A 22,740-nucleotide genomic window follows, 5' to 3' on the forward strand; every position below is an offset into this window, starting at 1 on the left:
CCCGATGCAATCCGGCAACATTTGTTGCCGCTTTTTGTTTACATTTCCTGCCGTTCATCGTTTAAACATTCCAGCCCACTATCTGGCCTTCTTTTTCTGTTGTGGTAGATTCCACGCGCATTTACGGGAAAGTGCAGCACCTTATTCTTATTTTTTCACTTTTTGAAAAGTAATCAGCGAAATGAAAAGGCATAGAAGCGTCAATTTGTTGTTGATGTTGGTATTACTGGTGGCGGTAGGTCAGATGGCGCAAACCATTTATATCCCCGCGATTGCTGATATGGCGCGTGAACTGAACGTTCGCGAAGGGGCGGTGCAAAGCGTGATGGCCGCCTATCTGTTGACCTACGGCCTGTCACAACTGATTTACGGCCCACTTTCCGATCGCGTTGGCCGCCGCCCGGTGATCCTCGCCGGGATGTCCATTTTTATGCTGGCTACGCTGGTCGCCATAACCACCCACAGCCTGACGGTATTGATTATCGCCAGCGCAATCCAGGGGATGGGAACGGGCGTCGGCGGCGTGATGGCGCGAACGTTACCGCGCGATTTGTATGAAGGCACGCAGTTACGCCACGCTAATAGCCTGTTAAACATGGGGATTCTAGTCAGCCCACTGCTGGCACCATTGATTGGCGGTATGCTGGATACCCTGTGGAACTGGCGTGCCTGTTACATCTTCCTGCTGGTGCTGTGCGCAGGCGTTACGTTTAGCATGGCGCGCTGGATGCCGGAAACGCGCCCCGCAGGTGCGCCGCGTCCACGGCTTATCGCCAGCTACAAAACGCTGTTTGGCAACAGCTCTTTCACCTGTTACGTGCTGATGCTGATCGGCGGCCTGGCGGGCGTTGCGGTCTTCGAAGCCTGTTCCGGGGTGTTGTTAGGCGCGCGTCTCGGCTTAAGCAGCATGGTGGTCAGTATCCTGTTTATTCTGCCCATTCCGGCGGCGTTTTTTGGTGCCTGGTTCGCCGGTCGCCCGAATAAGCGTTTCTCGACGCTAATGTGGCAGTCAGTTATCTGCTGTCTGGTCGCCGGTTTGATGATGTGGATCCCTGGTCTGTTCGACGTGATGAACGTCTGGACGCTACTGGTTCCCGCCGCACTGTTTTTCTTCGGCGCCGGGATGCTGTTTCCGCTGGCAACCAGCGGCGCAATGGAGCCTTTCCCGTTCCTGGCCGGTACTGCTGGTGCGCTGGTTGGTGGATTACAGAACATTGGTTCCGGCGTGCTGGCGTGGTTCTCTGCCATGCTGCCGCAGACCGGGCAAGCCAGTCTGGGCCTGCTGATGACCCTTATGGGGCTGTTGATTTTTGTTTGCTGGCTTCCGCTGGCGTCACGCGTGTCGCATCAGGGACAGGCGGTTTAAGCGTATGATGGCCCGGCTTCTCGCCGGGCTTTTCACACTCAGGGGCAATCATGGTATTCAACAACGGCTCCAGCGCCGGTCTCCATGCCCCTTCCTCACCATCATAGAACTGCGTATCCGCATTGATAGCATAGGGAATTTTCGCTTTCTTCAGCTCGCAAGCCATAAAGCGGGCAAACGCCATTTGCGAGGCAGAAGGCGCATTCCTGATGGTTTCTCCCGGCGACCAGCCTCCTACCCAACTAACATGACCGGTTTTCTGCTGCCAGTGAATGGCGGTATTGATACGGGCGCGAATGGCGGCCTTTTCTGCCGCTGTCCCTGAGGTCCACGGGTATTTACCGTTATTTTTCAGCGGCCCCCACGGGAAAATATGCCATTGTGCCAGCACGGTATTCTGACTTTGCGGCGGCAACTTTAGGTTGGGCAAATCTTCAGGAGCGGCATGCAGTTTCGGCGCGATAAATATCATTCGCTGTGGATCGATGGCATGGATGGTACGGATGGTTTTGTCATACACCCTATTGAGCGACGCCTGATTATGGTTGAGCTTATCGGCAGGTTCATAAATCAGGTCGAAACCCAGCAACGGCGAGCTTTGGCCAAAGTAATGCGCCACCGCCACCCACCAGTTAACCACCTCTTTTTCGTTACTGGCACTGGGGTCTTTTTTATACTCGTCAGCCTGATAGGCGATTATCGGGATCACGCCATACTGCTCGCAGGCTTCCACCAGCTTGCGCAGATGAATGAGCCGCGCCTCCGTAGGCTCACCCGCCACGCGAATGCGCACGTGGGTCAACCCTTTCGCCTTATAATCCCGCACCACCAGCGGATCGAATTCACGGATGCCCCGATCGGTACGCGCCCAATCTACGTCCATCCCAACCCCAAGCTGCTGCACATACTGCGCCGCCGTCAACGCAGGTTGCGCGGCACACACGGTGGCGCTGGCCAACAGTAAAAGGGAAACAATCGGCTTTAACACGGTCGTCCTTACGCAAATCATCAGGAGTGATATCACGTATTTAGCACGCTTTTTCACTTTCCGTGTAGAGCGAAAGCGTAAAAAATATTCGCGACCCGCTTATTTAACCTGCTCCTGTAGCCAGCCAATAAACGCCTCGATTTTCGGCCACTGCCTGCCGGGCAGCGTGGTGATGTAGTAATGCTGATGACATTTCAGTGCCATATCGCCAAAAGGCGCAATCAATTCTCCGCTGTCGAGGCGTTTTTGCACCAGCCGTTTTCGGCCCATCGCCACGCCGATATGGTTCATTGCCGCAATTACTGCTAAATCCGAACGATCAAAACCAATCCCCGACGATGTCGGCAAATTCGCCGCAAAATGCTGCGCCCAACTGTGCCATTCATCGGTCCCGGAATCGTTACTCCAGGCCTGCCTGTCGTGCAGCAACGTACAGTGCGGCAAATTCACCAGCGAACCGGTAAGGTCATGGCGGCGGGCGTAGTCCGGGCTGCACACCGGCAGGATCTCTTCATCCATCAGGAAGTGATGCGTGAGTTGCGCGGAGGGTGCATCGTCAAAATAGATGGCGAGATCGATACCCGCACGCTGTAGATTGACGTTGTCGTTCCCGGTCAACATGGTTAGCGAAATTGACGGGTAGCGACGGGTAAAGTCGCCGAGCGCCGGAACCAGCCAGCACTGGGCGATAGAAGGCCGTGAGTAGACGGTGAGCGTCCCCGAGAGCTCCTGATTCTTAATATCAAGAATCTCCTGGTTGAGCGTGTCCAGCGACGACTTCAGCGCCCAAAATACCCGTTTGCCCTCATGAGTGAGTTCCACTTTGCGATGAGAACGAACAAATAATTGGATACCAAGCTCATCTTCAAGCTGATTTATGCGATGGCTGACGGCGCTGGGGCTCAATGACAGCTCGTCTGCCGCCAGCGCAAACGACTGATGCCGGGCCGCCACTTCAAAAGTATACAGCTTTGACAGCTGCCAGCCGTTGAGCAGCCGGTTTCTGACTTCGCGTAGGGGATCCATTCTCACCTCCTTTCCTTCTGATTCATACGCTGGAGTGTAAAAAAGTTCGCTGTAAAAATCAGCTCAAAGGTGAATCAGAGTGAACCATATCGCATAAACAAAGCGCAATTAGACATAAATCACTCATTTGATGCAATCTGGCTCATGTGAATGGGGATTTATATCGTTTGTCAGACCATGCCTTATTTTTGTCCAATAACCCTATATTAATCACAGGGCAAGGTGAGTTATGCACTCTCAAATCTGGGTTGTGAGCACGCTGCTGATAAGCATCGTGTTAATCGTTTTGACCATCGTGAAGTTCAAATTCCACCCGTTTCTGGCGCTGCTGTTAGCCAGCTTCTTCGTGGGTACGATGATGGGCATGGGGCCGTTGGATATGGTCAATGCCATTGAGAGTGGCATCGGCGGTACGCTGGGCTTCCTCGCCGCGGTTATCGGCCTTGGGACCATTCTGGGCAAAATGATGGAAGTGTCCGGCGCAGCCGAACGCATTGGCCTGACGCTGCAGCGCTGCCGCTGGCTATCCGCCGACGTCATTATGGTTCTGGTTGGGCTGATTTGCGGGATCACGCTGTTTGTTGAAGTCGGCGTGGTGCTGTTGATTCCACTGGCCTTTTCAATTGCCAAGAAAACCAATACTTCATTACTGAAGCTGGCGATTCCGCTGTGTACGGCGCTGATGGCGGTGCACTGCGTGGTACCACCGCATCCGGCTGCCCTGTTCGTGGCGAACAAGCTGGGCGCAGACATTGGCACCGTGATTGTCTACGGCTTACTGGTCGGCTTGATGGCCTCGCTGATCGGCGGTCCTCTGTACCTGAAATTCCTGGGTAACCGTCTGCCGTTTAAACCGGTTCCGGCTGAGTTTTCTGACCTTAAAGTGCGTGACGAAAGTACGCTGCCGTCGCTGGGTGCTACGCTGTTTACCGTTCTGCTGCCGATTGGCCTGATGCTGGTAAAAACCGTCGCTGAGCTGAACATGGCGAAAGGCAGCACGGTATATACGCTGCTGGAGTTTATTGGTAACCCGATCACCGCGATGTTTATTGCCGTTTTCGTTGCCTATTACATTCTCGGCCTGCGTCAGCACATCGGTATGGGTACGTTGCTGACCCACACTGAAAACGGTTTTGGCTCCATAGCTAACATTCTGTTGATTATCGGCGCAGGCGGCGCATTCAACGCTATCCTCAAGAGCAGTGGGCTGGCGGATACTCTTGCGCTGATCCTCTCGAACATGCATATGCACCCGATTCTGCTGGCGTGGCTGGTGGCGTTAATCCTGCATGCTGCGGTGGGTTCCGCCACGGTGGCAATGATGGGCGCCACGGCAATCGTTGCACCGATGCTGCCGCTCTATCCCAACGTCAGCCCGGAGATCATCGCCATTGCTATCGGTTCCGGCGCTATTGGCTGCACGATCGTTACCGATTCCCTCTTCTGGCTGGTGAAGCAATACTGCGGTGCCACCCTGAATGAAACGTTTAAATACTATACGACCGCGACATTTATCGCGTCCGTGATTGCACTGGCTTGCACATTCCTGCTTTCCTTTATTATCTAAGCGCAAAGAGACTGACTATGGAAAACATTCAAACACTTATCGCCCAGTATCCTTTAGTGGAAGATCTGGTTGCTCTCAAGGAGACAACCTGGTTTAACCCTGGCACCACCTCTCTTGCGGAAGGTTTACCGTATGTTGGCCTGACTGAACACGATGTTCAGGATGCTCACGCCCGTCTGACGCGCTTTGCGCCGTACCTGGCAAAGGCATTCCCGGAAACCGCGGCCACCGGCGGCATTATTGAATCTGAGCTGGCCGCGATTCCGGCCATGCAAAAGCGGCTGGAGAAAGAGTACGGGCAGCGCATCAATGGCGAAATTCTGCTGAAGAAAGACAGTCACCTGCCAATTTCTGGCTCGATTAAAGCCCGTGGTGGCATTTATGAAGTACTGACCCACGCGGAAAAACTGGCGCTGGAAGCCGGTCTGCTGACCACACAAGACGATTACAGCGTTCTGCTTTCGCCCGAATTCAAACAGTTCTTTAGCCAGTACAGCATCGCAGTAGGCTCCACCGGTAATCTCGGCATGTCGATTGGCATTATGAGCGCCCGTATCGGCTTTAAGGTGACGGTGCATATGTCGGCCGACGCCCGCGCATGGAAAAAAGCCAAACTGCGCAGTCACGGTGTGACGGTCGTGGAGTATGAAGAAGATTACGGCGTGGCGGTTGAACAGGGCCGTAAGGCGGCGGAGTCCGATCCAAACTGCTTCTTTATCGATGATGAAAATTCCCGCACGCTGTTTTTAGGCTATGCGGTGGCCGGACAGCGCTTAAAGGCGCAGTTTGCCCAGCAGGGGCGCGTGGTGGATGCAGACCATCCACTGTTTGTTTACCTACCATGCGGCGTCGGCGGTGGCCCTGGCGGCGTGGCGTTTGGCCTGAAGCTGGCGTTTGGCGATAACGTGCACTGCTTCTTCGCAGAACCAACCCATTCACCGTGCATGCTGCTGGGGATTTATACCGGACTGCACGATACGATTTCCGTGCAGGATATTGGCATCGACAACCTGACGGCGGCTGATGGGCTGGCTGTCGGCCGTGCGTCTGGCTTTGTTGGCCGGGCAATGGAACGTCTGCTCGACGGTCTGTACACTCTGGACGATCAGACGATGTACGATATGCTGGGCTGGCTGGCGCAGGAAGAAGGTATTCGCCTCGAACCGTCAGCGCTGGCAGGGATGGCCGGTCCGCAACACGTTTGCGCCTCTGCTGACTATCAGCACATGCACGGCTTCAGCGCGGATCAGCTCAATAACGCCACCCACCTGGTGTGGGCGACCGGCGGTGGAATGGTCCCGGAAGATGAAATGGCGCAGTATCTGGCCAAAGGACGTTAAATACAGCTGAGCTTAACGCAGCATCGCCATCAGCTCCATCGGTGAGCGATGCTGCTTAAGCAGGTCACGCATCACGCGCATATGCGGCGCGGTATGGCTGAAGAAAGCCTGATAGCCTGCACACAGCACGCCCTTTCCATTTTCCTCGCAGTACGCAGGACAATCACCGTGGTAATATTGAAACAATGAGCATGTCTGGCAACGCGTATTCATTGATGACATGGTCTGTCGTTCAATCTGTGCCGTCAGACCACACCACTGGCGAAGCGTTTTATCGAAAAGCTGGATAGATATCTGATTAATATCTTCACGTACCCAGATATCAAATATCGTAATTAAAAATCGGCCCCATGCCTCAGACGTAACCGATTCGTCTGTCAGATGACCTGAACCATCGTGCTTAACCAGCGGAATAAATTGTACCAGGCGAACATTTCCTTGTTGCAAACCACGGTACACTTCAACCGGTTGTAAACACTTCTGATGGTCAATCACCACGTTTAAAACATCATCACTAACATCCATGTTCTCACATCCTGTCATGCAAAATTCCCGATAAATACGATAAGTTGGCGAACATGCGTTACAGCAAACAGCATTGCGAGGGATAACACCGCGAGGGAGATCATAAATTTGTCACGCACCGCGCGAGATTCAGAAAAATCGCTATGACTCACATCCATCAGATTACGGCTGCGGGTGTAGTGCCAGAGGATAATCGCCACTATCGCCAGCACAACTACCGATATCCAGAACAACACTCCCGCCTGGTGCCAGTTGTGCTTAATCGCCAGCGCCATTAACGCGCCATAGCCCAACAACGTGCGAAACCAGGCCAGTGAAGTCCGCTCCGGTTGTAACCCCGGGTCAGCGATGCGTCGGGATTTGCGGCTATCCGGCATACAGCACCAGCGTCATGACAATCACCGCCACAATAGTCAGCATGACGCTGATAATCAGCAGGCTGTGGGTGTAGGGCAAGTCCTCTTTCAGTCGCATCGCCTTTTCGTTACGTAGCCAGCGCAGGTAGCCGTAGATCGCCAGACCGCCGGCAAACAGACACAGCAACAAGGCAAGCGCCTCACGGATGACCGGCGTGGCAAAATCCGGGGCCAGTTGATCAAGGCCAACCCCCGCCGCCAGAAATCCGAGCGCGGTGCGGATCCACGCCAGAAAAGTACGCTCATTTGCCAGCGAGAAGCGATAATCCGGTGCTTCTCCAAGGCGAGAAATCTTCATGACAGCTCCTTAAATATTGTTGTCTGGTCGTTATACCGGAACAGTTAAGGAGTATGAACCTGATTCTCAAACGAGAGGGCGAGTCGGGTGATGAGACAATGGGAAAGAGAGAGGGTGTTTGTAATGCCGGATGGAGAGTTGCGTTTTATCCGGCCTACAGGAGATGCAGGCCGGATAAGTCAGTTTTAACCTAATCCCCAGAAGAGCACCGCCAACAGTTGCGGGGTGATAATCCTCAAGAACATGACCAGCGGATAAACGGTTGCGTAGGAGAGCGCAGCCGCCCCGCTGGTGGCATGCAGGTTATTAGCAAACGCCAGAGCCGGGGGATCGGTCATTGAGCCAGCCAACATGCCGCACAGCGTCAGATAGTTCATTTTGGCAAAGATTCGCGCCAGCAAGCCCACGGTAATGAGCGGAATCGCGGTAATGAAAATACCGTAGCCCACCCAGCTCAGACCATCTCCCTGTGTTAGGGTATCGACAAAATCACCGCCTGACTTCAGTCCCACCACCGCAAGAAACAGCACGATACCCAACTCTCGCAACGCCAGGTTAGCGCTGGGAGGCATAAACCAGTACAGCTTACCGATGCTACCAATACGCCCCAGGATCAGGGCCATAATCAGCGGCCCGCCGGCCAACCCCAGTTTCAACGCCACCGGGAACCCCGGGATGAACAGCGGGATTGAACCCAGTAGAACACCCAGCCCGATACCGATAAATACCGGCAGCATCTGCACCTGCTGCAGTTTTTGCTGCGCGTTACCCACAACATTGGCAACGGCATCAATGGACGAAGGACGTCCCACCAGATTGAGGATATCCCCGAATTGCAGGCTGGCGTCACTGCTGGCTACCAGCTCAACACCCGCACGGTTCAGGCGGGAAATCACCACGTCGTAACGTTCTTTAAAGTGCAGGTCGCGGATACGTTTACCCAGCACCTGCTCGTTAGTCACCACCACGCGTTCGACGCGTAAATCGGTACCTCGCGTAGACAGCGATGTGTCTACCTCCTGCCCAATCACCACCTGCGCGTTATGCAGGTCAGCAGGCTGTCCGACCAGGTGTAGCAGGTCGCCCATCTGGATAACCGTCCCTGGCGACGGCACCATCAATGTCTCGTCACGTTTCAGACGCGAGCAGATGATTTTGTCGCTGTTCAGAATCGGGACATCTTGAATCGCCATATTGTTGATGTTTGGGTTTTCCACGCGGATGTTCATCGTCTGAATCAGTGCGTGCCCGTTGGTCAGCGTGGATTCATGCTGCTGGGCTTCAGCATCGACGTTAACGCGGAAAATAAGGCGCATCAGCCACATGGTCAGTAAAATTCCGCAGATGCCGAAAGGATAAGCCATGGCATAGCTCATCCCCATCTGGTCAACTACGTCGCCAGGCGTACCTAAATCTCGCAGAATTTGCTGCCCCGCACCTAACGCCGGGGTATTGGTGACCGCTCCAGAGAATATTCCCAGCACCACAGGGAGAGGAATGGCAAAAATCTTATGCAGGATCGCGGTGACCAGGCCACCCATGATGACAATCAGCACAGCAAACAGATTCAGCCGCAGGCCCGAAACGCGCAGAGAAGCAAAAAAGCCCGGCCCCACCTGAATACCAATGGTGTAGACGAAAAGAATCAGGCCAAATTCCTGAATAAAATGCAGCATGTCGCCGCTCAGGGTCATCCCTGCCTGATCGACAAAATGCCCGACGATAATACCGCCGAACAGCACGCCTCCAATGCCAAAACCCACGCCACGTATTTTTATGTTGCCGATCCATAACCCGACAACTGCCACTAATGCCAGAACGCTGACCGTCAATGCTATATCACTCATATCCTGTTCCCTGTGAATAACATCATTAAGTAAATGGATTCTCGCAGAGTACAGTCGCAATGTATGGGTGGTAAAGCACAAAAAAGCCCCGTCATTTCTGGCGGGGCAAAGGCATGGAGCTATTTAACTATCTAATGCAGGACGTTCGCTGATGGCGATACGTTGTGGAGCAATGGTTTCAGGTTCATTCCGGGTCAAATCAATATGCAGCAAGCCGTTAGTGAAGCTTGCGCCGGAGACCTCCATATTTTCAGCCAGCGTAAAGCTCAGGCTGAACGGCTGAGTGACCAGCCCCTGATGCAACCATTTGGTCTCTTTTTCCGGCTGCTGCGGCGTACCTTTCACGGTCAGGCGCGTGCCTTCCAGTTGAATATCCAGATCTTCCTGGCGGAAACCGGCTAACGCAAGGGTAATGCGGTAGTGGTTATCATCGCTCTTTTCGATGTTATAAGGCGGGAAGCTCTGGCTTTCACCGGTGTTTTGCAAGGCATTGGCCAGTTTGTCAAAACCGATCCATTGACGCAGCAGTGGGGATAAATCGTAGTTACGCATAATAATCTCCTTCTAAGAAGCGAGTAGGTACCTTTCGGCTCCCTGACGGCAAGCCGATGACTTAGCAAGGCCGCCTGAAGCGGCCTACAGAATTAGTTAATTTCGATGCGGCGCGGTTTGTTCGCTTCAGGAATCACGCGCTCAAGATCGATATACAGCAGACCATTTACCAGGTTTGCGCCGCGAACATGAATGTTCTCCGCTAACTGGAACTTGCGTTCAAAGTTGCGCTCGGCAATACCCTGATACAGGTAAGTACGTTCTTTTTGATCGTCCGCATGGGCGCCTTTTACCACCAGCAGATTGTCCTGGGCAGTAATTTCCAGTTCGCTTTCAGCAAAACCGGCAACGGCAATTGCAATGCGGTAATGGTTTTCGTCTACCAGCTCAACGTTGTACGGAGGGTAGCCGCCATTGCTCTGGCCCTGATTGTTTTCCAGCAGGTTAAACAGACGGTCAAAACCAATAGCAGAACGGTACAGCGGGGATAAATCAAAGTTACGCATAATCAATAGCTCCTGAAATCAGCGAGAATATTGACCTTCCATCATGGACAGGTCAGGTAGCCAGGACACCCATCAGGCATGCCCTTCATTTGTCTACACTCTAAAAATGGGTCTTAATACAAACTTTTCAAGCGTATTCATCTCACTTTTTTTGCAGTTTGTTGTCTATTGCATACACTGGGGGGAGCAGTTGTTCTCGTTAAATCGCGATGGCCGCCACAGTGCGACGAAATGGTGATGTTATTTTCGCAACGGATCGCTTTAACTCACCATGCAAACACGATAAATACAGATGAATAAATGATGATTAAAAAAATGTTGGTAACACTGACGATGTGTAGTGGGATGGCGTTTGTAAGCGGTTGTTCCAGCATCATGTCGCATACAGGTGGTAAAGAAGGGACGTATCCTGGCACGCGAGCCAGTGCCACAATGATTAGCGAAAGTGATACAAACTGGGGAACCAAGTCGCTGGCGATTCTGGATATGCCTTTTACCGCGGTGCTCGATACGGTATTGCTACCTTGGGATCTCTTTCGCAAAGATAACTCGGTGAGATCCCGCGTAGAAAAGAGCGAGGAGAGAACCCAGGCCACGAACGCCGTTATTCCCCCGGCAGAAATGTCTGCTCCATAAATTAACGCCCGGTTTCAGTCACCCACAGCTGGCGGAAACCCTCGACGTCTTCCATCCACGCAACCTGTCGACCATCAGGGGAGAAGACGATCGCATCGGCCGACGGCGGGTTATCATGACGTTCCGTTAAAAAATCAATCTCGCCCGTTTGAACATCACAACAGGCAATTCTGTTCTCCAGTACAAATCCCAGCCATTTCCCCGATGGGTGCCAGTTAAAGGCTGACTGAATATTCGTAGCGCACTGGGTAAGCTGACGCGGCGCTCCACCCTGTGGGGAAATCAGCCAAAGCTGTACAATACCGTTGTCATCACGCATTAAAAACGCAATCTCTGATGCCTTTGGATTACTGCGTACCCAGTGGCGAGGCTGATTCACCAGCCCCGGGAAGGCGCGCTCATGGGTAAACGTCAGACGGCGTTGGCGAATACCGGATGGTGGCGCAGGCATGGTCATGTCAGTCCCCTCCAGAGGCGCGTCCCCCGGCTGTTTCCAGCCACTTTCATCCTGTGGCAAATCAACAATAAACAGCTCCGGTACTTTCTCGCCAGTGGCTGATAGCGTATCACCGATAAACGCCAGCCTGTTTTCTCCAACCCAGCCCTCTTCATAGGCGCGGTTAATCTCATCGCTACCCGGTTTTGGCGTTGGTGTCGTCTGGCTCACCAGCACGCACCAATGGCTGCCACTGTATTCACGCGGATGCTGCGCGGAGACCTTCACCGGACCATACGGTGCAGCCACACCGACGTTGCGTAAATCGAGCGCCGGAGAGCGCTCATGCAGTACATGGTCGTTATAGGTGAAACTGACAAACTCACCGTTCGGGCTAAAGACATGCACATGACTCCCGCCGCGCAGCGCACCTGGCGTATAGGGCGCAGTAATATCCATTGCATCCAGATTCTCCACCCTAGCCTGCGTGACAATCACCCCACGACGATGATGGAAGTCGTAATGCCATGTTTCATCAGGATTTTCAGGCCCGTGAATGAAGACATATTTTTCCAACTTTGGATGAACGGTCACCACACCAACGTGCGATCCCTGAGTAGCCCGGTAAATCACCTCCAGCTCGCCAGTATGGATATTGACGCGCTCAATTGTTTCACCGGTAAAAGAGGCGCCGGAAGGGCGCACATCAAAGACCAGCCACTGGCTGTCCGGTGTCCAGGTATTGATATTGGTAAGCTGATGATTACGCGGCGTAAAGGTGATTTGCTTCATGGGATGCCCTGATACAAGACGATTAAAACAATCATACTTCACAAGCACTTCACTTTCAGGCTTTAGCGTATCGCCATCTTCATTTTTGCGGACAGAAAGATGGAACATTTTGACGTAGCGATTATCGGTTTAGGTCCGGCAGGCGCAGCGCTGGCGCGACAGTTGAGCGGAAAAATGCGCGTGATTGCGTTGGATAAAAAACGCCAGTGCGGCAACGAAGGTTTCACTAAACCCTGCGGCGGTCTGCTGGCCCCGGACGCCCAGCGTTCGTTTATCCGCGACGGGATAACCTTACCCGTTGATGTTATCGCCAACCCGCAGATTTTTAGCGTTAAAACGGTTGATGTTGCCGCTTCTTTGACGCGTAACTACCAGCGCAGCTACATTAATATCAACCGCCATGCTTTTGATTTATGGCTTAAATCTCTCATCCCTGATGATGTGCAGGTGTATCACGACAGCCTGTGTCGGAAAATCTGGCGCGAGGGCGATAAATGGCATGTTATCTTCCGCGCCGACGGTTGGGAGCAGCAGATCACTGCACGTTATCTGGTGGGGGCAGACGGTGCGAACTCACTGGTGCGCCGTCATCTCTATCCACAGCACCAAATCCGTAAATATGTCGCTATTCAACAATGGTTTGCGGAAAAGCATCCCGTACCGTTCTATTCCTGTATTTTTGATAACGATGCAACTGACTGTTATTCCTGGAGTATCAGCAAAGATGGCTATTTTATCTTTGGTGGCGCCTACCCCATGAAGGACGGACAGGCACGCTTTGACGCGCTGAAAGAGAAGCTGGAAGCGTTCCATTTCCAGTTCGGCAAACCGGTGAAAAGTGAAAAATGTACGGTGCTATTCCCCTCACGCTGGAAAGACTTCGTCTGCGGCGAGGACAACGCATTTTTGATTGGTGAAGCGGCCGGTTTTATCAGCGCCAGCTCGCTGGAAGGGATTAGCTATGCGCTGGACAGCGCGGAGATCCTCAAATCGGTACTGCTGCGGGATACGCCAGATATGAATCACGCTTACCGTAAAGCCACCCACAAGTTACGTCTCAAACTGTATGGCAAAATCCTGAAAAGCCGGGCCCTGACGTCGGCATTTTCCCGTAAATGGATTATGCGCAGCGGCGTTGCGCATATTCCCTTGGCAAAATCAGAAAGCCGCCCGCCAGCGAAAGAAAAACGTGAGAGAAAACGTAGTATGGCTATGACATTATGGCGCGTTTTTTTAAGGGACTGAGTTCACCTCACTGTCACGGCCTTGTGCCACTGTAGCCAGCGCGGGAAAGTTGGCGACGGTGTACCAGGAACCTGGCGTAGGCAGCCGCTCCATTGTACGGCCAGGCCAAAGTTCGAGTTGTGCCAACGCATCAAGGGAATATTCTCGCCAGTGATGTGGCAACATCAGTCTCAATGGCGAGGCTTGTTCACCCGGTACCGACGTCGGTAAACGCGAGTCACTCACATCATAGTTTCTGTGCAGAACCAAATATTTCTCTGGTACCCGGCGCTGGCTATTCCACCATTTGCCATCCAGCATATCAAACTGAAAGCGGGTGATTTTTTCCGGTTTTGCCCCCAATTGCATCAACGCCTGGCGCAGCGCGTTGTTCATCGCCACATCGTACATTTCCGTTGTTGCCAGTTGCCCATTGAGGATCAGCGATACCGCAATTCTGGCACCCAACAAATTTGAGTAGAGATCTTCCGGGGAAAATGCAGAAACCTCCTCCGAAAATCCTGGAACAGACTCAAAACCATACCATTGCGCAATTTCATGCCAGGCAGCGAGCTGAAACGCCAGATGCGCGGCCATCCATGCCGCCAGCGCATAACGATCAGCAGGCTCTGTGGGGGGTGTGAAAGCGTTAAATACGACATGCCGTTGCGCAAGCTCATCATCCAGACGCAGCGTAAATGATTGACCAAGCCGTGGAAGAAGATGGCTAAAGAGCCAGGCCGTCATGTCTGCGGTATCACGGACATGTGCGGTATCAATGAAGCCACCGCGAGCGGTATACACTATGCCGTTATTCTCATGCCCGATCCCTGCCAGATTCGCTAGCCCTAACAGTAGGCTATCGTTATAGCGGTGCTCGCCGATGCTATCGATCGTGACAACATTATCAAGTTCATAAAATGGCACCGGCATATGCAGTACCTGTGCGTGCAGGTCGTAGCCAAACGCGCAGCACGGACGTAATCCCTGAGGTGCAGGGAGGGGCGAAACTACCGGCCAGGCAGTACCCTGGGCCTTATCCTCTGTAGAAACGAGCTGCAAAGTTACAGGTATTGCCGCACGGGCTATCGCCGTTGCCAGCCATAAGAGCGCTATTAACACCACCTTATTGATCAAAATGCCTCTCCAACCTGAAAATAAAAACCGCTGCTCCCTTTGCCAATCCCATAATCAAGACGCACATTCACCCGGGGCTTAAATTCAAAGCGGTAGCCCACACCGGCGGACGGTAACCAGCGTCCATCGTCCAGCGCATGAAAAGAGGGTCCCATCGTGCCCGCACCGAGCCAACCAACCACACCATGCCGCCAGTCAAGTTTCCGCCGATACTCCAGTTGCCCGCTGACGGCGTTTTTATCCCGGTAGCGCCCTTCGTAATAACCGCGCATACGCTGATTGCTGCCAAGCAGCGGCATCATGCTCCACGGCACATCGCCCTGGGTAAACGCGCCGTCCATCTCCCAGGCAAGCACATTGTTCTCGTCCAGCGAGTGATAGCGGCTGTAGTGCAGTTGATATTCATCAAATCGCGTATCGCTTCCCACCTCTGGTGTGAATCGGGTATAGCGCACATCGGCATACTGTCCTTTACGCGGGTTGGGAACGAAATCACGATCGTCCCAGCTGAGTTCGACACTACTTCCGGAGCTGAGAACCGACGCCCCCTGCCCGGTATGCTCAATGTTGGGCGGATCGTTATCGTCCATTTGGGTAGCGTGCTGGGCGTTCAGCGACCAGCCAAGCCCCAGATAAACATTGGGTGCCAACTGGCGATACAACGTTGGACGCAACTCCAGAACCTGAGCGGTGTATTGCTGTTTTTGGTTATCTTTATCCCCAGCGCTAAAACCTTGCCCCCAGTAGTAGGTTGGAGTATCCGTTAATGCGCCATTGAGAAAGAATCGCCACCGATCGTCGGCAAAAAATGCGTAATTTTGCATCGTGATACCGAATGCGCCAGTTGAGCTAAAATAGCCGCTGAGCGTCAGCGTCGAGTTTTGGCTTACCGTATCATTCGGGTCAGGGCGATACATCCCCACCACCGCTGTACCGATCCCTAACCCCAGCTCCGGGGTATAAAACGGTCCCGGCATTACGCCCCAGTCAATGCCTTTGCTGGCGTCAAAGCTATCACTGGCACCCAACTTATTTAGCCAACCGTCAACTTCGCCTCGGCTCGGCAACGCTGCCCGCACTGTACAGGAGAGCAGGTTGAACAGCAGGAAGAGGGTAAGACGGCTCAAAAGCGATACTCTCCCGCCATGAAGAAACTGTTACGTTCAGCAAAGCCGATTTCGGTCGTGACGTTGAAGTTCCGGGTAATTTCATACTGTGCGCCCACCAGCACGTTCCAGGGGGATTGGAGATGCTGTTTAACGTCAAAGCGACCATTACCGTCTTTGTTGGCAATATCAACGAGTCTTTGCAGCGTTTCAGACGGCATGGTGAGGTCGTTAAGGCTACCGCTAAATTCTTGCTGCACGTCCTGGTACATACTGCCAACCCATAGATTCAACTTTCCGGATGGCAGGTGCAGCGCATCCACACCGGGGGTGGTAAAGCGATAACCGATGCGCGGAGAAAGGGTTAAGGCGTCAATACTCCCATCCAGAATATCGAACCGCGTCTGGGTGTAGTTGGCATCAAAAGCAGTAAACCAGTTGCCTACACCGCCAACCAGCGTCGTCCCTACGCCGTAGGTGGTGCCTTTAAAGTCGAGCTGAAACGCCAGATTCTGCAAACTGCTTGGTGTGCGGTCTTTAAGGGGGCCTTTTATCCCGACGCCTATTTGCGAAACGGAGTGGCCATCGGTATAGCCAATCAAGCCATAGACATTCATAAACGGCAGCAGCCAGGCATCCAGCTTCAGCGTTTCGGTTTTACTGCGTTCACGCGTATTGCCGACGCTAATTTTAAACGCGTTATCCAGTGAGCGGCCACCGAGGGAAAGACCGTTGAAGTTAATACTATCCACATTAATATTTTGTCGGATATTCATGTAGTTAATATTCACGCCAAACGGTGCCGGTAGTTCATATCCGCGCTTACGCGCTTCATCGCCTAAAAAGGGCAAAATGGTGTGGTTTTCGGCAGGTTTAACCGTCGTTTTTTCCGGTACAGGCGCAGACAGACCGTCATCCTGATAGCCAAAGAGAGGTGTAATAGTTGAGCTGGAATCCGTCGCGGCACTGGCATGAAAAACCAGACAGGAAGACGTTATCAACACCACGCGGATGCTTGTGTTTGTCATAAGAAAGTTTAGTAGCAGGCAGGAATTGCCCAGATATAAAAGAAGAAGGGAGAGTATAGAAGTTACGTACTATGTGGAGGTATTAATGTGCGGTTTCACATCTGATAATATAAATATATGTTTTATAACATTTTAATGTTAATGCCCAGCCGAGGCCAGGCATAACACGCATCAGGAAAGGACGTATTTCTCTATCGCCCAGGCGACGCCATCTTCAAGGTTAGATTTCGTCACGAAGTTGGCGATTTCTTTGACTGATGGAATAGCGTTATCCATGGCAACGCCCACGCCTGCGTATTCAATCATCGCAATGTCGTTTTCCTGATCGCCAATCGCCATCACCTCTTCGGCTTTAATGCCTAACGCATCGGCCAGCGATTTTACGCCCGTCCCTTTATTGACGCGTTTATCGAGGATTTCGAGGAAATACGGCGCACTTTTCAGCACGGTGTACTTCTCTTTTACTTCCGCAGGTAGACGAGAGATAGCTTTATCGAGGATCTCCGGCTCGTCAATCATCATCACTTTCAGGAACTGGGTTGCAGGATCCATTTTCTCGGCTTCGCAGAACACCAACGGAATCGTCGCAACAAACGATTCGTGTACCGTGTAGTAGCTGATATCACGGTTCGCGGTATACAGCGTATTGCGATCGAGGGCGTGGAAATGCGAGCCAACTTCCCGGGAGAGCTGCTCCAGGTAACGATAATCATCATAGCTCAGCGCGGTTTGCGCCACGGTACTGCCATCCCCTGCTTTCTGCACCAGCGCACCGTTGTAGGTAATGCAGTAGTCACCGGGTTGTTCCATATGTAGTTCTTTCAGATAGCTGTGAACGCCGGCATACGGGCGTCCCGTGGTCAGCACCACATTCACGCCACGCGCGCGTGCCGCGGCAATCGCCGTTTTGACCGCTGGTGAAATGGTGTGATCGGGTAGCAGAAGTGTGCCATCCATGTCGATAGCAATAAGTTTGATAGCCATGAGTTCCCCGGATTAAATGAGTCCGTCCTCATGCTAACGCGATTCCGCTCAAAAAACAGCTACGAAAAGGGGGATAGAAAGGGGAATCGAGATTCCCCTTTTTGTAGATTGGTTGTCGTTTGTAGGCCTGATAAGCAACGCGCCATCAGGCACAATACAACGTCTTGCCGGATGGCGGCGTAAACCGCCTTATCCGGCCTACAGATTGGCTTAAATATCGATGTTCGCCGCTTTCAGGGCGTTCTCTTCGATAAATGCGCGACGCGGTTCAACGGCATCGCCCATCAGCGTGGTGAACAGCTGGTCGGCAGCAATCGCATCCTTCACGGTAACGCGCAGCATACGACGGCTTTCCGGATCCATGGTGGTTTCCCACAGCTGTTCCGGGTTCATCTCGCCCAGACCTTTATAACGCTGGATAGCGAGGCCACGACGAGACTCTTTCTGCAGCCATTCCAGCGCCTGCTCAAAGCTGGCAACCGGCTGGCGACGCTCGCCACGTTCGATAAACGCATCGTCTTCGATCAGCCCACGCAGCTTCTCGCCAAGCGTACAAATACGATGGTACTCGCCACCGGTCACAAATTCATGTTCCAATGGATAGTCAGTATCGACACCGTGGGTACGCACCCGGATCACCGGTTCGAACAGGTTCAGTTCAGCGTCTTTACGCACGAAGCTATTCCAGGTGCTGCCGTGCATTTCGTTTTCATTAAGCACGTTAACCAACTGGGAAACCCAGGCCGTAACTTTCGCTTCATCAGCCAGATCGGATTCTGGCAGCGTCGGTTGATAAACCAGCTCTTTCAGCAGCGCTTTCGGGAAACGACGTTCCATACGGCCAATCATTTTCTGTGTCGCGTTGTATTCAGAAACCAGTTTCTCTAACGACTCACCTGAAAGGGCTGGTGCGTTGGCATTGATGTGCAGCGTTGCGCCATCCAGAGCGATAGAGATCTGATACTGATCCATCGCTTCGTCATCTTTAATGTACTGTTCCTGCTTGCCTTTTTTCACTTTGTACAGCGGTGGCTGTGCAATGTAAACGTGGCCGCGTTCAACGATTTCCGGCATCTGACGATAGAAGAAGGTCAACAGCAGCGTACGAATGTGCGAGCCATCGACGTCGGCATCGGTCATGATGATGATGCTGTGATAACGCAGTTTGTCCGGGTTGTACTCGTCACGACCGATGCCACAGCCGAGCGCGGTGATCAGCGTCGCGACTTCCTGAGAGGAGAGCATCTTGTCAAAGCGCGCTTTCTCGACGTTGAGGATTTTACCCTTCAGCGGCAGAATCGCCTGGTTTTTACGGTTACGGCCCTGCTTAGCAGAACCGCCCGCGGAGTCCCCTTCCACAAGGTACAGTTCGGACAGCGCCGGGTCGCGTTCCTGACAGTCCGCCAGCTTGCCCGGCAGGCCCGCTAAGTCCAGCGCGCCTTTACGACGGGTCATTTCACGCGCACGACGTGCAGCTTCACGAGCACGCGCAGCATCAATAATTTTGCCGACAACGATTTTCGCGTCAGACGGGTTTTCCAGCAGATATTCGCTCAGCAGTTCGTTCATCTGCTGTTCTACCGCCGATTTCACCTCAGAGGAGACCAGCTTGTCTTTGGTCTGTGAGGAGAACTTCGGATCCGGTACTTTCACGGAAACAACGGCAATCAGGCCTTCACGGGCATCGTCACCAGTAGCGCTGACTTTCGCTTTTTTGCTGTAGCCTTCTTTGTCCATGTAGGCGTTCAGGGTACGGGTCATCGCCGCACGGAAGCCTGCAAGGTGAGTACCGCCGTCACGCTGTGGAATGTTGTTGGTGAAGCAGTAGATGTTTTCCTGGAAACCATCGTTCCACTGCAGCGCAACTTCAACGCCGATACCGTCTTTTTCGGTGGAGAAGTAGAAAATATTCGGGTGGATCGGCGTTTTGTTTTTGTTGAGGTATTCAACAAACGCCTTGATGCCACCTTCGTAGTGGAAATGGTCTTCTTTGCCGTCACGCTTGTCGCGCAGACGAATAGAGACGCCGGAGTTCAGGAATGACAGCTCACGCAGACGTTTCGCCAGAATGTCGTATTCAAATTCAACAACATTGGTAAAGGTTTCGTGGCTTGGCCAGAAACGGACCTGAGTCCCGGTCAATTCTGTTTCGCCGGTTACTGCCAGCGGCGCCTGCGGCACACCGTGCACGTAAGTTTGCTGATGCACTTTGCCTTCACGACGAATCACCAGTTCCAGCTTCTGTGACAGGGCGTTAACGACGGAAACACCCACGCCGTGCAGACCGCCGGAAACTTTATAGGAGTTATCATCGAATTTACCGCCTGCGTGCAAAACGGTCATGATAACTTCCGCTGCCGAAACGCCCTCTTCCGGGTGAATACCGGTTGGGATACCACGGCCATCATCGGTAACGGACACGGAGTTGTCAGCGTGAATCGTTACCACGATATCTTTACAGTGACCCGCGAGCGCTTCGTCGATAGCGTTATCTACCACCTCGAATACCATGTGGTGCAGACCGGTGCCGTCATCCGTGTCGCCGATATACATACCCGGGCGCTTACGCACCGCATCCAGTCCTTTCAGGACTTTGATACTGGAGGAGTCATAAGAATTCGACATCAACGTTTCTCGCTCATTTTATCTTGGGTTAATCCGTTATTTTACCCTTTTCCACGGTAAACATCTTCGAATTTTCATCGGACATGTCTATAACGTGTTCAGCGCTTATTGCGCTGACAAAGACCTGAGATTGCGTGGCTTTTAAGCGGCTGGCCAGCAGTCCGCGACGCGCGTCATCCAGTTCAGAGGCAAAATCATCTATCAGGTACAGGCAGCGCCGCCCGCTTTCACGGGTCAGGAACTCCCCTTGCGCCAGACGTAAGGCGCACATCAGCAGCTTTAGCTGCCCACGCGACAACGTATCTTCCACCGGCGCACCGTCGGCGCGAATGCGGAAATCCGCCTTATGCGGGCCGTGCGCAGTGTAGGTCAACATGCGATCGCGTTCAAAACTGCGTTCCAGCACTTCGGCATAATCAGTCTCTTTCTCCCAGCCGCGCTGGAATGAGAAGGAGAGCGAAAACTCGGGAAGAAACTGCTGGCAGGTATCCGCCATATCCTGCGCGATACCGGCGCTGTACTCCGCGCGCCAGGTGCTGATTTGTTCCGCCAGCGGGATAAGTTCTCTATCCCACGGGCGCAGTTGCTCATAACGACTCACCTGGCGCAGCGCTGCATTGCGCTGCTTGAGCAGTCGCTTCAGGTTGCTCCAGGCGGTGAAAAATCCGACTTCATTGTGAAAGCATCCCCAGTCAAGGAATGCTCTTCTGTATTTGGGGCCGCCGTTGAGTAAAGTAAACCCCTCAGGCGTGATCAGCTGCATCGGCATCAGGTGCGCCAGTTCTGCGACCTTGTGCCCGTCAGTGCCGTCAATGCGCACTTTGCTGTCGCCCAGTTTGTCTTTCGTCAGGCCAATCGACGTCTCACGTTCTTCACCCTGCAAACGCCCGTGTAAAACAAACGACTCCTGCTCGTGGCGAATCACGCGGCCAATCTGCAAACTGCGAAACGCCCGGCCATGGCCGAGCGTATAGATGGCTTCCAGGACGCTGGTTTTGCCGCTGCCGTTCGCGCCAACCAGGAAGTTAAAGCCAGGGGATAAAGCGAGATCCGCATTTTCAATATTTCGGAAATCTTTAATCAGGAGTCGGGATAGCGACATATCAACTCATAACCAGGGCGTTATCGTCGCAGTTAGTCTGGTTACGGCCAGCGCACAGCAACCGGAGCGTACTGAAGTACGTGAGGATTGCGAGCACTGCCCGGAGCCAGAATAACAAGTAAGATAGCCCGATATTCTTTACAAGCGCATAGGCATGACGACATAGGCTGCAGATTGTGACGCTGCATCTTCAATCTGTACGCTCGATACGGAATCGGTCAGCAGAATACGCACGTTCTCGCACTTCAGCGCGTTCAGAACGTCCAGTACGTAGCTCACGTTAAAGCCGATTTCCAGTTCTGTACCAGGATAGGAGACATCCAGAATTTCTTCTGCTTCTTCCTGCTCCGGGTTGTTGGCGGTGATTTTGAGCTGGTTTTCGCTGACATACAGACGCACGCCGCGGAATTTCTCGTTCGAGAGGATCGCCGCACGCGCAAACGCCTGTTTGAGGATATCGCAACCGGCTTCCAGATGCTTGTCCGGATTCTTCGGCAATACGCGGCGATAATCCGGGAAACGGCCATCAACCAGCTTAGAGGTGAAGATGAAGTCACCAACGTGCGCACGAATGTTGTTGCTGCCAATCTGCACGCGCAGCGGGTTATCGCCGCCGTCGAGCATACGCATCAGTTCAATCACACCTTTACGCGGTACGATCACCGAATGGCTTGGCAACGGCTGACCGACAGGCATTGAACAAACCGCCAGACGGTGACCGTCGGTCGCCACGGTACGCAGCTCTTCCCCTTCGGTTTCAAACAGCATGCCGTTTAAGTAGTAACGTACGTCCTGATGCGCCATCGAAAACTGCGTGGCTTCAATCAGGCGCTTCATCGTCGCCTGCGGCAGGGTGAATTCGACTTCGCTCTGCCAGTCGTCCAGATTCGGGAAGTCGGCAGCAGGCAGCGTAGACAGCGAGAAACGGCTGCGACCAGAACGCACCAGCATACGGTCGCCTTCCAGTTGAACGGCAATTTCCGCGCCTTCCGGCAATCCACGGCAAATATCGAAGAATTTACGCGCCGGAACGGTGGTCGCGCCAGGTTCATGAGGCTGGATCAGCGCCACGCGCGCCACCATCTCCATTTCGAGATCGGTACCGGTCAGCGAAAGCGTGCCGTCAGCAACCTGCAGCAGCAGGTTTCCGAGAATAGGCAGTGTAGGACGTCCACCCAGCGGGCCGCTGACCTGCTGAAGCGGTTTTAATAAATGTTCACGTTCAACGGTAAATTTCAT

Annotated in this window: 21 protein-coding genes and 1 other annotated feature; of the genes, 5 read left to right on the forward strand and 16 right to left on the reverse strand. The window is 53.2% G+C overall.

Going from position 1 to position 22,740, the window contains the following annotated elements:
- Positions 1–181 precede the first annotated feature (181 nt).
- Positions 182–1,366: a multidrug efflux MFS transporter EmrD gene (gene emrD / locus OGX90_RS17975; protein ID WP_032934162.1), complete on the forward strand. Its 1,185-nt coding sequence runs from the start codon at positions 182–184 to the stop codon at positions 1,364–1,366.
- On the opposite strand, the gene OGX90_RS17980 is transcribed toward emrD, so the two are convergent.
- Both OGX90_RS17980 and dsdC read right to left on the reverse strand, forming a co-directional pair.
- On the reverse strand, positions 1,293–2,375 hold the full coding sequence (locus OGX90_RS17980; RefSeq protein ID WP_032945440.1) for a cellulase family glycosylhydrolase: 1,083 nt from the start codon (positions 2,373–2,375) through the stop codon (positions 1,293–1,295). The genes emrD and OGX90_RS17980 overlap by 74 nt on opposite strands.
- A 78-nt stretch (positions 2,376–2,453) precedes the next feature.
- On the reverse strand, positions 2,454–3,380 hold the full coding sequence (gene dsdC / locus OGX90_RS17985; RefSeq protein WP_003827110.1) for a DNA-binding transcriptional regulator DsdC: 927 nt from the start codon (positions 3,378–3,380) through the stop codon (positions 2,454–2,456).
- 229 nt (positions 3,381–3,609) lie between these two features.
- Here dsdC and dsdX point away from each other — a divergent pair, with 229 nt between their 5' ends.
- Both dsdX and dsdA read left to right on the forward strand, forming a co-directional pair.
- A complete protein-coding gene (gene dsdX, locus OGX90_RS17990; protein WP_003827107.1) occupies positions 3,610–4,947 on the forward strand; it encodes a D-serine transporter DsdX in 1,338 nt (445 codons plus the stop codon).
- Between the two features lie 17 nt (positions 4,948–4,964).
- The gene (gene dsdA / locus OGX90_RS17995) at positions 4,965–6,287 is read left to right on the forward strand and encodes a D-serine ammonia-lyase (RefSeq protein ID WP_003827105.1); all 1,323 of its coding nucleotides are present in this window, start codon (positions 4,965–4,967) and stop codon (positions 6,285–6,287) included.
- A gap of 12 nt (positions 6,288–6,299) precedes the next feature.
- Here the strand turns inward: dsdA and OGX90_RS18000 are convergent, their stop codons facing one another.
- The 6 genes from OGX90_RS18000 to ibpA all read right to left on the reverse strand — a co-directional run bounded on the left by OGX90_RS18000 (position 6,300) and on the right by ibpA (position 10,431).
- A complete protein-coding gene (locus tag OGX90_RS18000) occupies positions 6,300–6,812 on the reverse strand; it encodes a radical SAM protein (protein WP_003827104.1) in 513 nt (170 codons plus the stop codon).
- A 14-nt stretch (positions 6,813–6,826) separates the two neighbouring features.
- Entirely contained in the window at positions 6,827–7,189 is a 363-nt protein-coding gene (locus OGX90_RS18005; protein ID WP_079934376.1) for a DUF202 domain-containing protein, read from the reverse strand.
- Entirely contained in the window at positions 7,179–7,526 is a 348-nt protein-coding gene (locus tag OGX90_RS18010; RefSeq protein ID WP_003023888.1) for a YidH family protein, read from the reverse strand. Before OGX90_RS18010 ends, OGX90_RS18005 begins: the two co-directional genes overlap by 11 nt.
- A gap of 185 nt (positions 7,527–7,711) precedes the next feature.
- A complete protein-coding gene (locus tag OGX90_RS18015) occupies positions 7,712–9,373 on the reverse strand; it encodes a putative transporter (protein ID WP_048237049.1) in 1,662 nt (553 codons plus the stop codon).
- A 123-nt stretch (positions 9,374–9,496) separates the two neighbouring features.
- On the reverse strand, positions 9,497–9,925 hold the full coding sequence (gene ibpB, locus OGX90_RS18020) for a small heat shock chaperone IbpB (RefSeq protein WP_003827096.1): 429 nt from the start codon (positions 9,923–9,925) through the stop codon (positions 9,497–9,499).
- Between the two features lie 92 nt (positions 9,926–10,017).
- Complete coding sequence (gene ibpA, locus OGX90_RS18025; RefSeq protein WP_003023882.1) at positions 10,018–10,431, reverse strand: small heat shock chaperone IbpA; 414 nt, start codon at positions 10,429–10,431, stop codon at positions 10,018–10,020.
- Positions 10,425–10,496 (reverse strand) — a sequence feature (ROSE (Repression Of Heat Shock gene Expression) occurs in the 5'-region of heat shock genes and acts as an RNA thermometer to modulate expression.). (Overlaps the previous gene by 7 nt.)
- Before the next feature lie 238 nt (positions 10,497–10,734).
- On the opposite strand from ibpA, the gene OGX90_RS18030 reads away from it, so the two are divergent.
- Positions 10,735–11,067: a YceK/YidQ family lipoprotein gene (locus tag OGX90_RS18030; RefSeq protein ID WP_003023879.1), complete on the forward strand. Its 333-nt coding sequence runs from the start codon at positions 10,735–10,737 to the stop codon at positions 11,065–11,067.
- A 1-nt stretch (position 11,068) separates the two neighbouring features.
- On the opposite strand, the gene OGX90_RS18035 is transcribed toward OGX90_RS18030, so the two are convergent.
- Positions 11,069–12,295: a YidR family protein gene (locus OGX90_RS18035; RefSeq protein WP_286624422.1), complete on the reverse strand. Its 1,227-nt coding sequence runs from the start codon at positions 12,293–12,295 to the stop codon at positions 11,069–11,071.
- A 99-nt stretch (positions 12,296–12,394) separates the two neighbouring features.
- On the opposite strand from OGX90_RS18035, the gene cbrA reads away from it, so the two are divergent.
- The gene (gene cbrA / locus OGX90_RS18040) at positions 12,395–13,540 is read left to right on the forward strand and encodes a colicin M resistance lipid reductase CbrA (protein WP_286624425.1); all 1,146 of its coding nucleotides are present in this window, start codon (positions 12,395–12,397) and stop codon (positions 13,538–13,540) included.
- Here the strand turns inward: cbrA and OGX90_RS18045 are convergent.
- The 7 genes from OGX90_RS18045 to dnaN form a co-directional block, all read right to left on the reverse strand.
- Positions 13,529–14,656 (reverse strand): DUF4056 domain-containing protein, encoded by a 1,128-nt coding sequence (locus OGX90_RS18045; protein ID WP_286624427.1) that lies wholly within the window; start codon positions 14,654–14,656, stop codon positions 13,529–13,531. The genes cbrA and OGX90_RS18045 overlap by 12 nt on opposite strands.
- The gene (locus OGX90_RS18050) at positions 14,653–15,783 is read right to left on the reverse strand and encodes a BamA/TamA family outer membrane protein (protein WP_410198798.1); all 1,131 of its coding nucleotides are present in this window, start codon (positions 15,781–15,783) and stop codon (positions 14,653–14,655) included. The genes OGX90_RS18045 and OGX90_RS18050 overlap by 4 nt, the downstream gene beginning before the upstream one ends.
- The gene (locus tag OGX90_RS18055) at positions 15,780–16,790 is read right to left on the reverse strand and encodes a hypothetical protein (RefSeq protein WP_286582253.1); all 1,011 of its coding nucleotides are present in this window, start codon (positions 16,788–16,790) and stop codon (positions 15,780–15,782) included. Before OGX90_RS18055 ends, OGX90_RS18050 begins: the two co-directional genes overlap by 4 nt.
- Before the next feature lie 171 nt (positions 16,791–16,961).
- The gene (yidA, locus tag OGX90_RS18060; RefSeq protein ID WP_008786541.1) at positions 16,962–17,774 is read right to left on the reverse strand and encodes a sugar-phosphatase; all 813 of its coding nucleotides are present in this window, start codon (positions 17,772–17,774) and stop codon (positions 16,962–16,964) included.
- A gap of 210 nt (positions 17,775–17,984) precedes the next feature.
- Positions 17,985–20,399, reverse strand: coding sequence for a DNA topoisomerase (ATP-hydrolyzing) subunit B (gene gyrB / locus OGX90_RS18065; RefSeq protein WP_286624429.1), 2,415 nt, complete (start codon positions 20,397–20,399; stop codon positions 17,985–17,987).
- Between the two features lie 28 nt (positions 20,400–20,427).
- Positions 20,428–21,501 (reverse strand): DNA replication/repair protein RecF, encoded by a 1,074-nt coding sequence (gene recF / locus OGX90_RS18070; protein WP_234096614.1) that lies wholly within the window; start codon positions 21,499–21,501, stop codon positions 20,428–20,430.
- Between the two features lie 138 nt (positions 21,502–21,639).
- On the reverse strand, positions 21,640–22,740 hold the full coding sequence (gene dnaN, locus OGX90_RS18075; protein WP_003023863.1) for a DNA polymerase III subunit beta: 1,101 nt from the start codon (positions 22,738–22,740) through the stop codon (positions 21,640–21,642).

The sequence above is a fragment of the Citrobacter sp. Cpo012 genome, from assembly GCF_030333015.1.
Classification (GTDB): Bacteria; Pseudomonadota; Gammaproteobacteria; order Enterobacterales; family Enterobacteriaceae; genus Citrobacter; species Citrobacter portucalensis.

Excerpts from the sequence above, each read along its gene's own strand:
- emrD (WP_032934162.1), top strand. The coding sequence starts at position 182 with ATGAAAAGGCATAGAAGCGTCAATTTGTTGTTGATGTTGGTATTACTG.
- OGX90_RS17980 (WP_032945440.1), bottom strand. The coding sequence starts at position 2,375 with ATGATTTGCGTAAGGACGACCGTGTTAAAGCCGATTGTTTCCCTTTTA.
- dsdC (WP_003827110.1), bottom strand. The coding sequence starts at position 3,380 with ATGGATCCCCTACGCGAAGTCAGAAACCGGCTGCTCAACGGCTGGCAG.
- dsdX (WP_003827107.1), top strand. The coding sequence starts at position 3,610 with ATGCACTCTCAAATCTGGGTTGTGAGCACGCTGCTGATAAGCATCGTG.
- dsdA (WP_003827105.1), top strand. The coding sequence starts at position 4,965 with ATGGAAAACATTCAAACACTTATCGCCCAGTATCCTTTAGTGGAAGAT.
- OGX90_RS18000 (WP_003827104.1), bottom strand. The coding sequence starts at position 6,812 with ATGGATGTTAGTGATGATGTTTTAAACGTGGTGATTGACCATCAGAAG.
- OGX90_RS18005 (WP_079934376.1), bottom strand. The coding sequence starts at position 7,189 with ATGCCGGATAGCCGCAAATCCCGACGCATCGCTGACCCGGGGTTACAA.
- OGX90_RS18010 (WP_003023888.1), bottom strand. The coding sequence starts at position 7,526 with ATGAAGATTTCTCGCCTTGGAGAAGCACCGGATTATCGCTTCTCGCTG.
- OGX90_RS18015 (WP_048237049.1), bottom strand. The coding sequence starts at position 9,373 with ATGAGTGATATAGCATTGACGGTCAGCGTTCTGGCATTAGTGGCAGTT.
- ibpB (WP_003827096.1), bottom strand. The coding sequence starts at position 9,925 with ATGCGTAACTACGATTTATCCCCACTGCTGCGTCAATGGATCGGTTTT.
- ibpA (WP_003023882.1), bottom strand. The coding sequence starts at position 10,431 with ATGCGTAACTTTGATTTATCCCCGCTGTACCGTTCTGCTATTGGTTTT.
- OGX90_RS18030 (WP_003023879.1), top strand. The coding sequence starts at position 10,735 with ATGATTAAAAAAATGTTGGTAACACTGACGATGTGTAGTGGGATGGCG.
- OGX90_RS18035 (WP_286624422.1), bottom strand. The coding sequence starts at position 12,295 with ATGAAGCAAATCACCTTTACGCCGCGTAATCATCAGCTTACCAATATC.
- cbrA (WP_286624425.1), top strand. The coding sequence starts at position 12,395 with ATGGAACATTTTGACGTAGCGATTATCGGTTTAGGTCCGGCAGGCGCA.
- OGX90_RS18055 (WP_286582253.1), bottom strand. The coding sequence starts at position 16,790 with ATGACAAACACAAGCATCCGCGTGGTGTTGATAACGTCTTCCTGTCTG.
- yidA (WP_008786541.1), bottom strand. The coding sequence starts at position 17,774 with ATGGCTATCAAACTTATTGCTATCGACATGGATGGCACACTTCTGCTA.
- gyrB (WP_286624429.1), bottom strand. The coding sequence starts at position 20,399 with ATGTCGAATTCTTATGACTCCTCCAGTATCAAAGTCCTGAAAGGACTG.
- recF (WP_234096614.1), bottom strand. The coding sequence starts at position 21,501 with ATGTCGCTATCCCGACTCCTGATTAAAGATTTCCGAAATATTGAAAAT.
- dnaN (WP_003023863.1), bottom strand. The coding sequence starts at position 22,740 with ATGAAATTTACCGTTGAACGTGAACATTTATTAAAACCGCTTCAGCAG.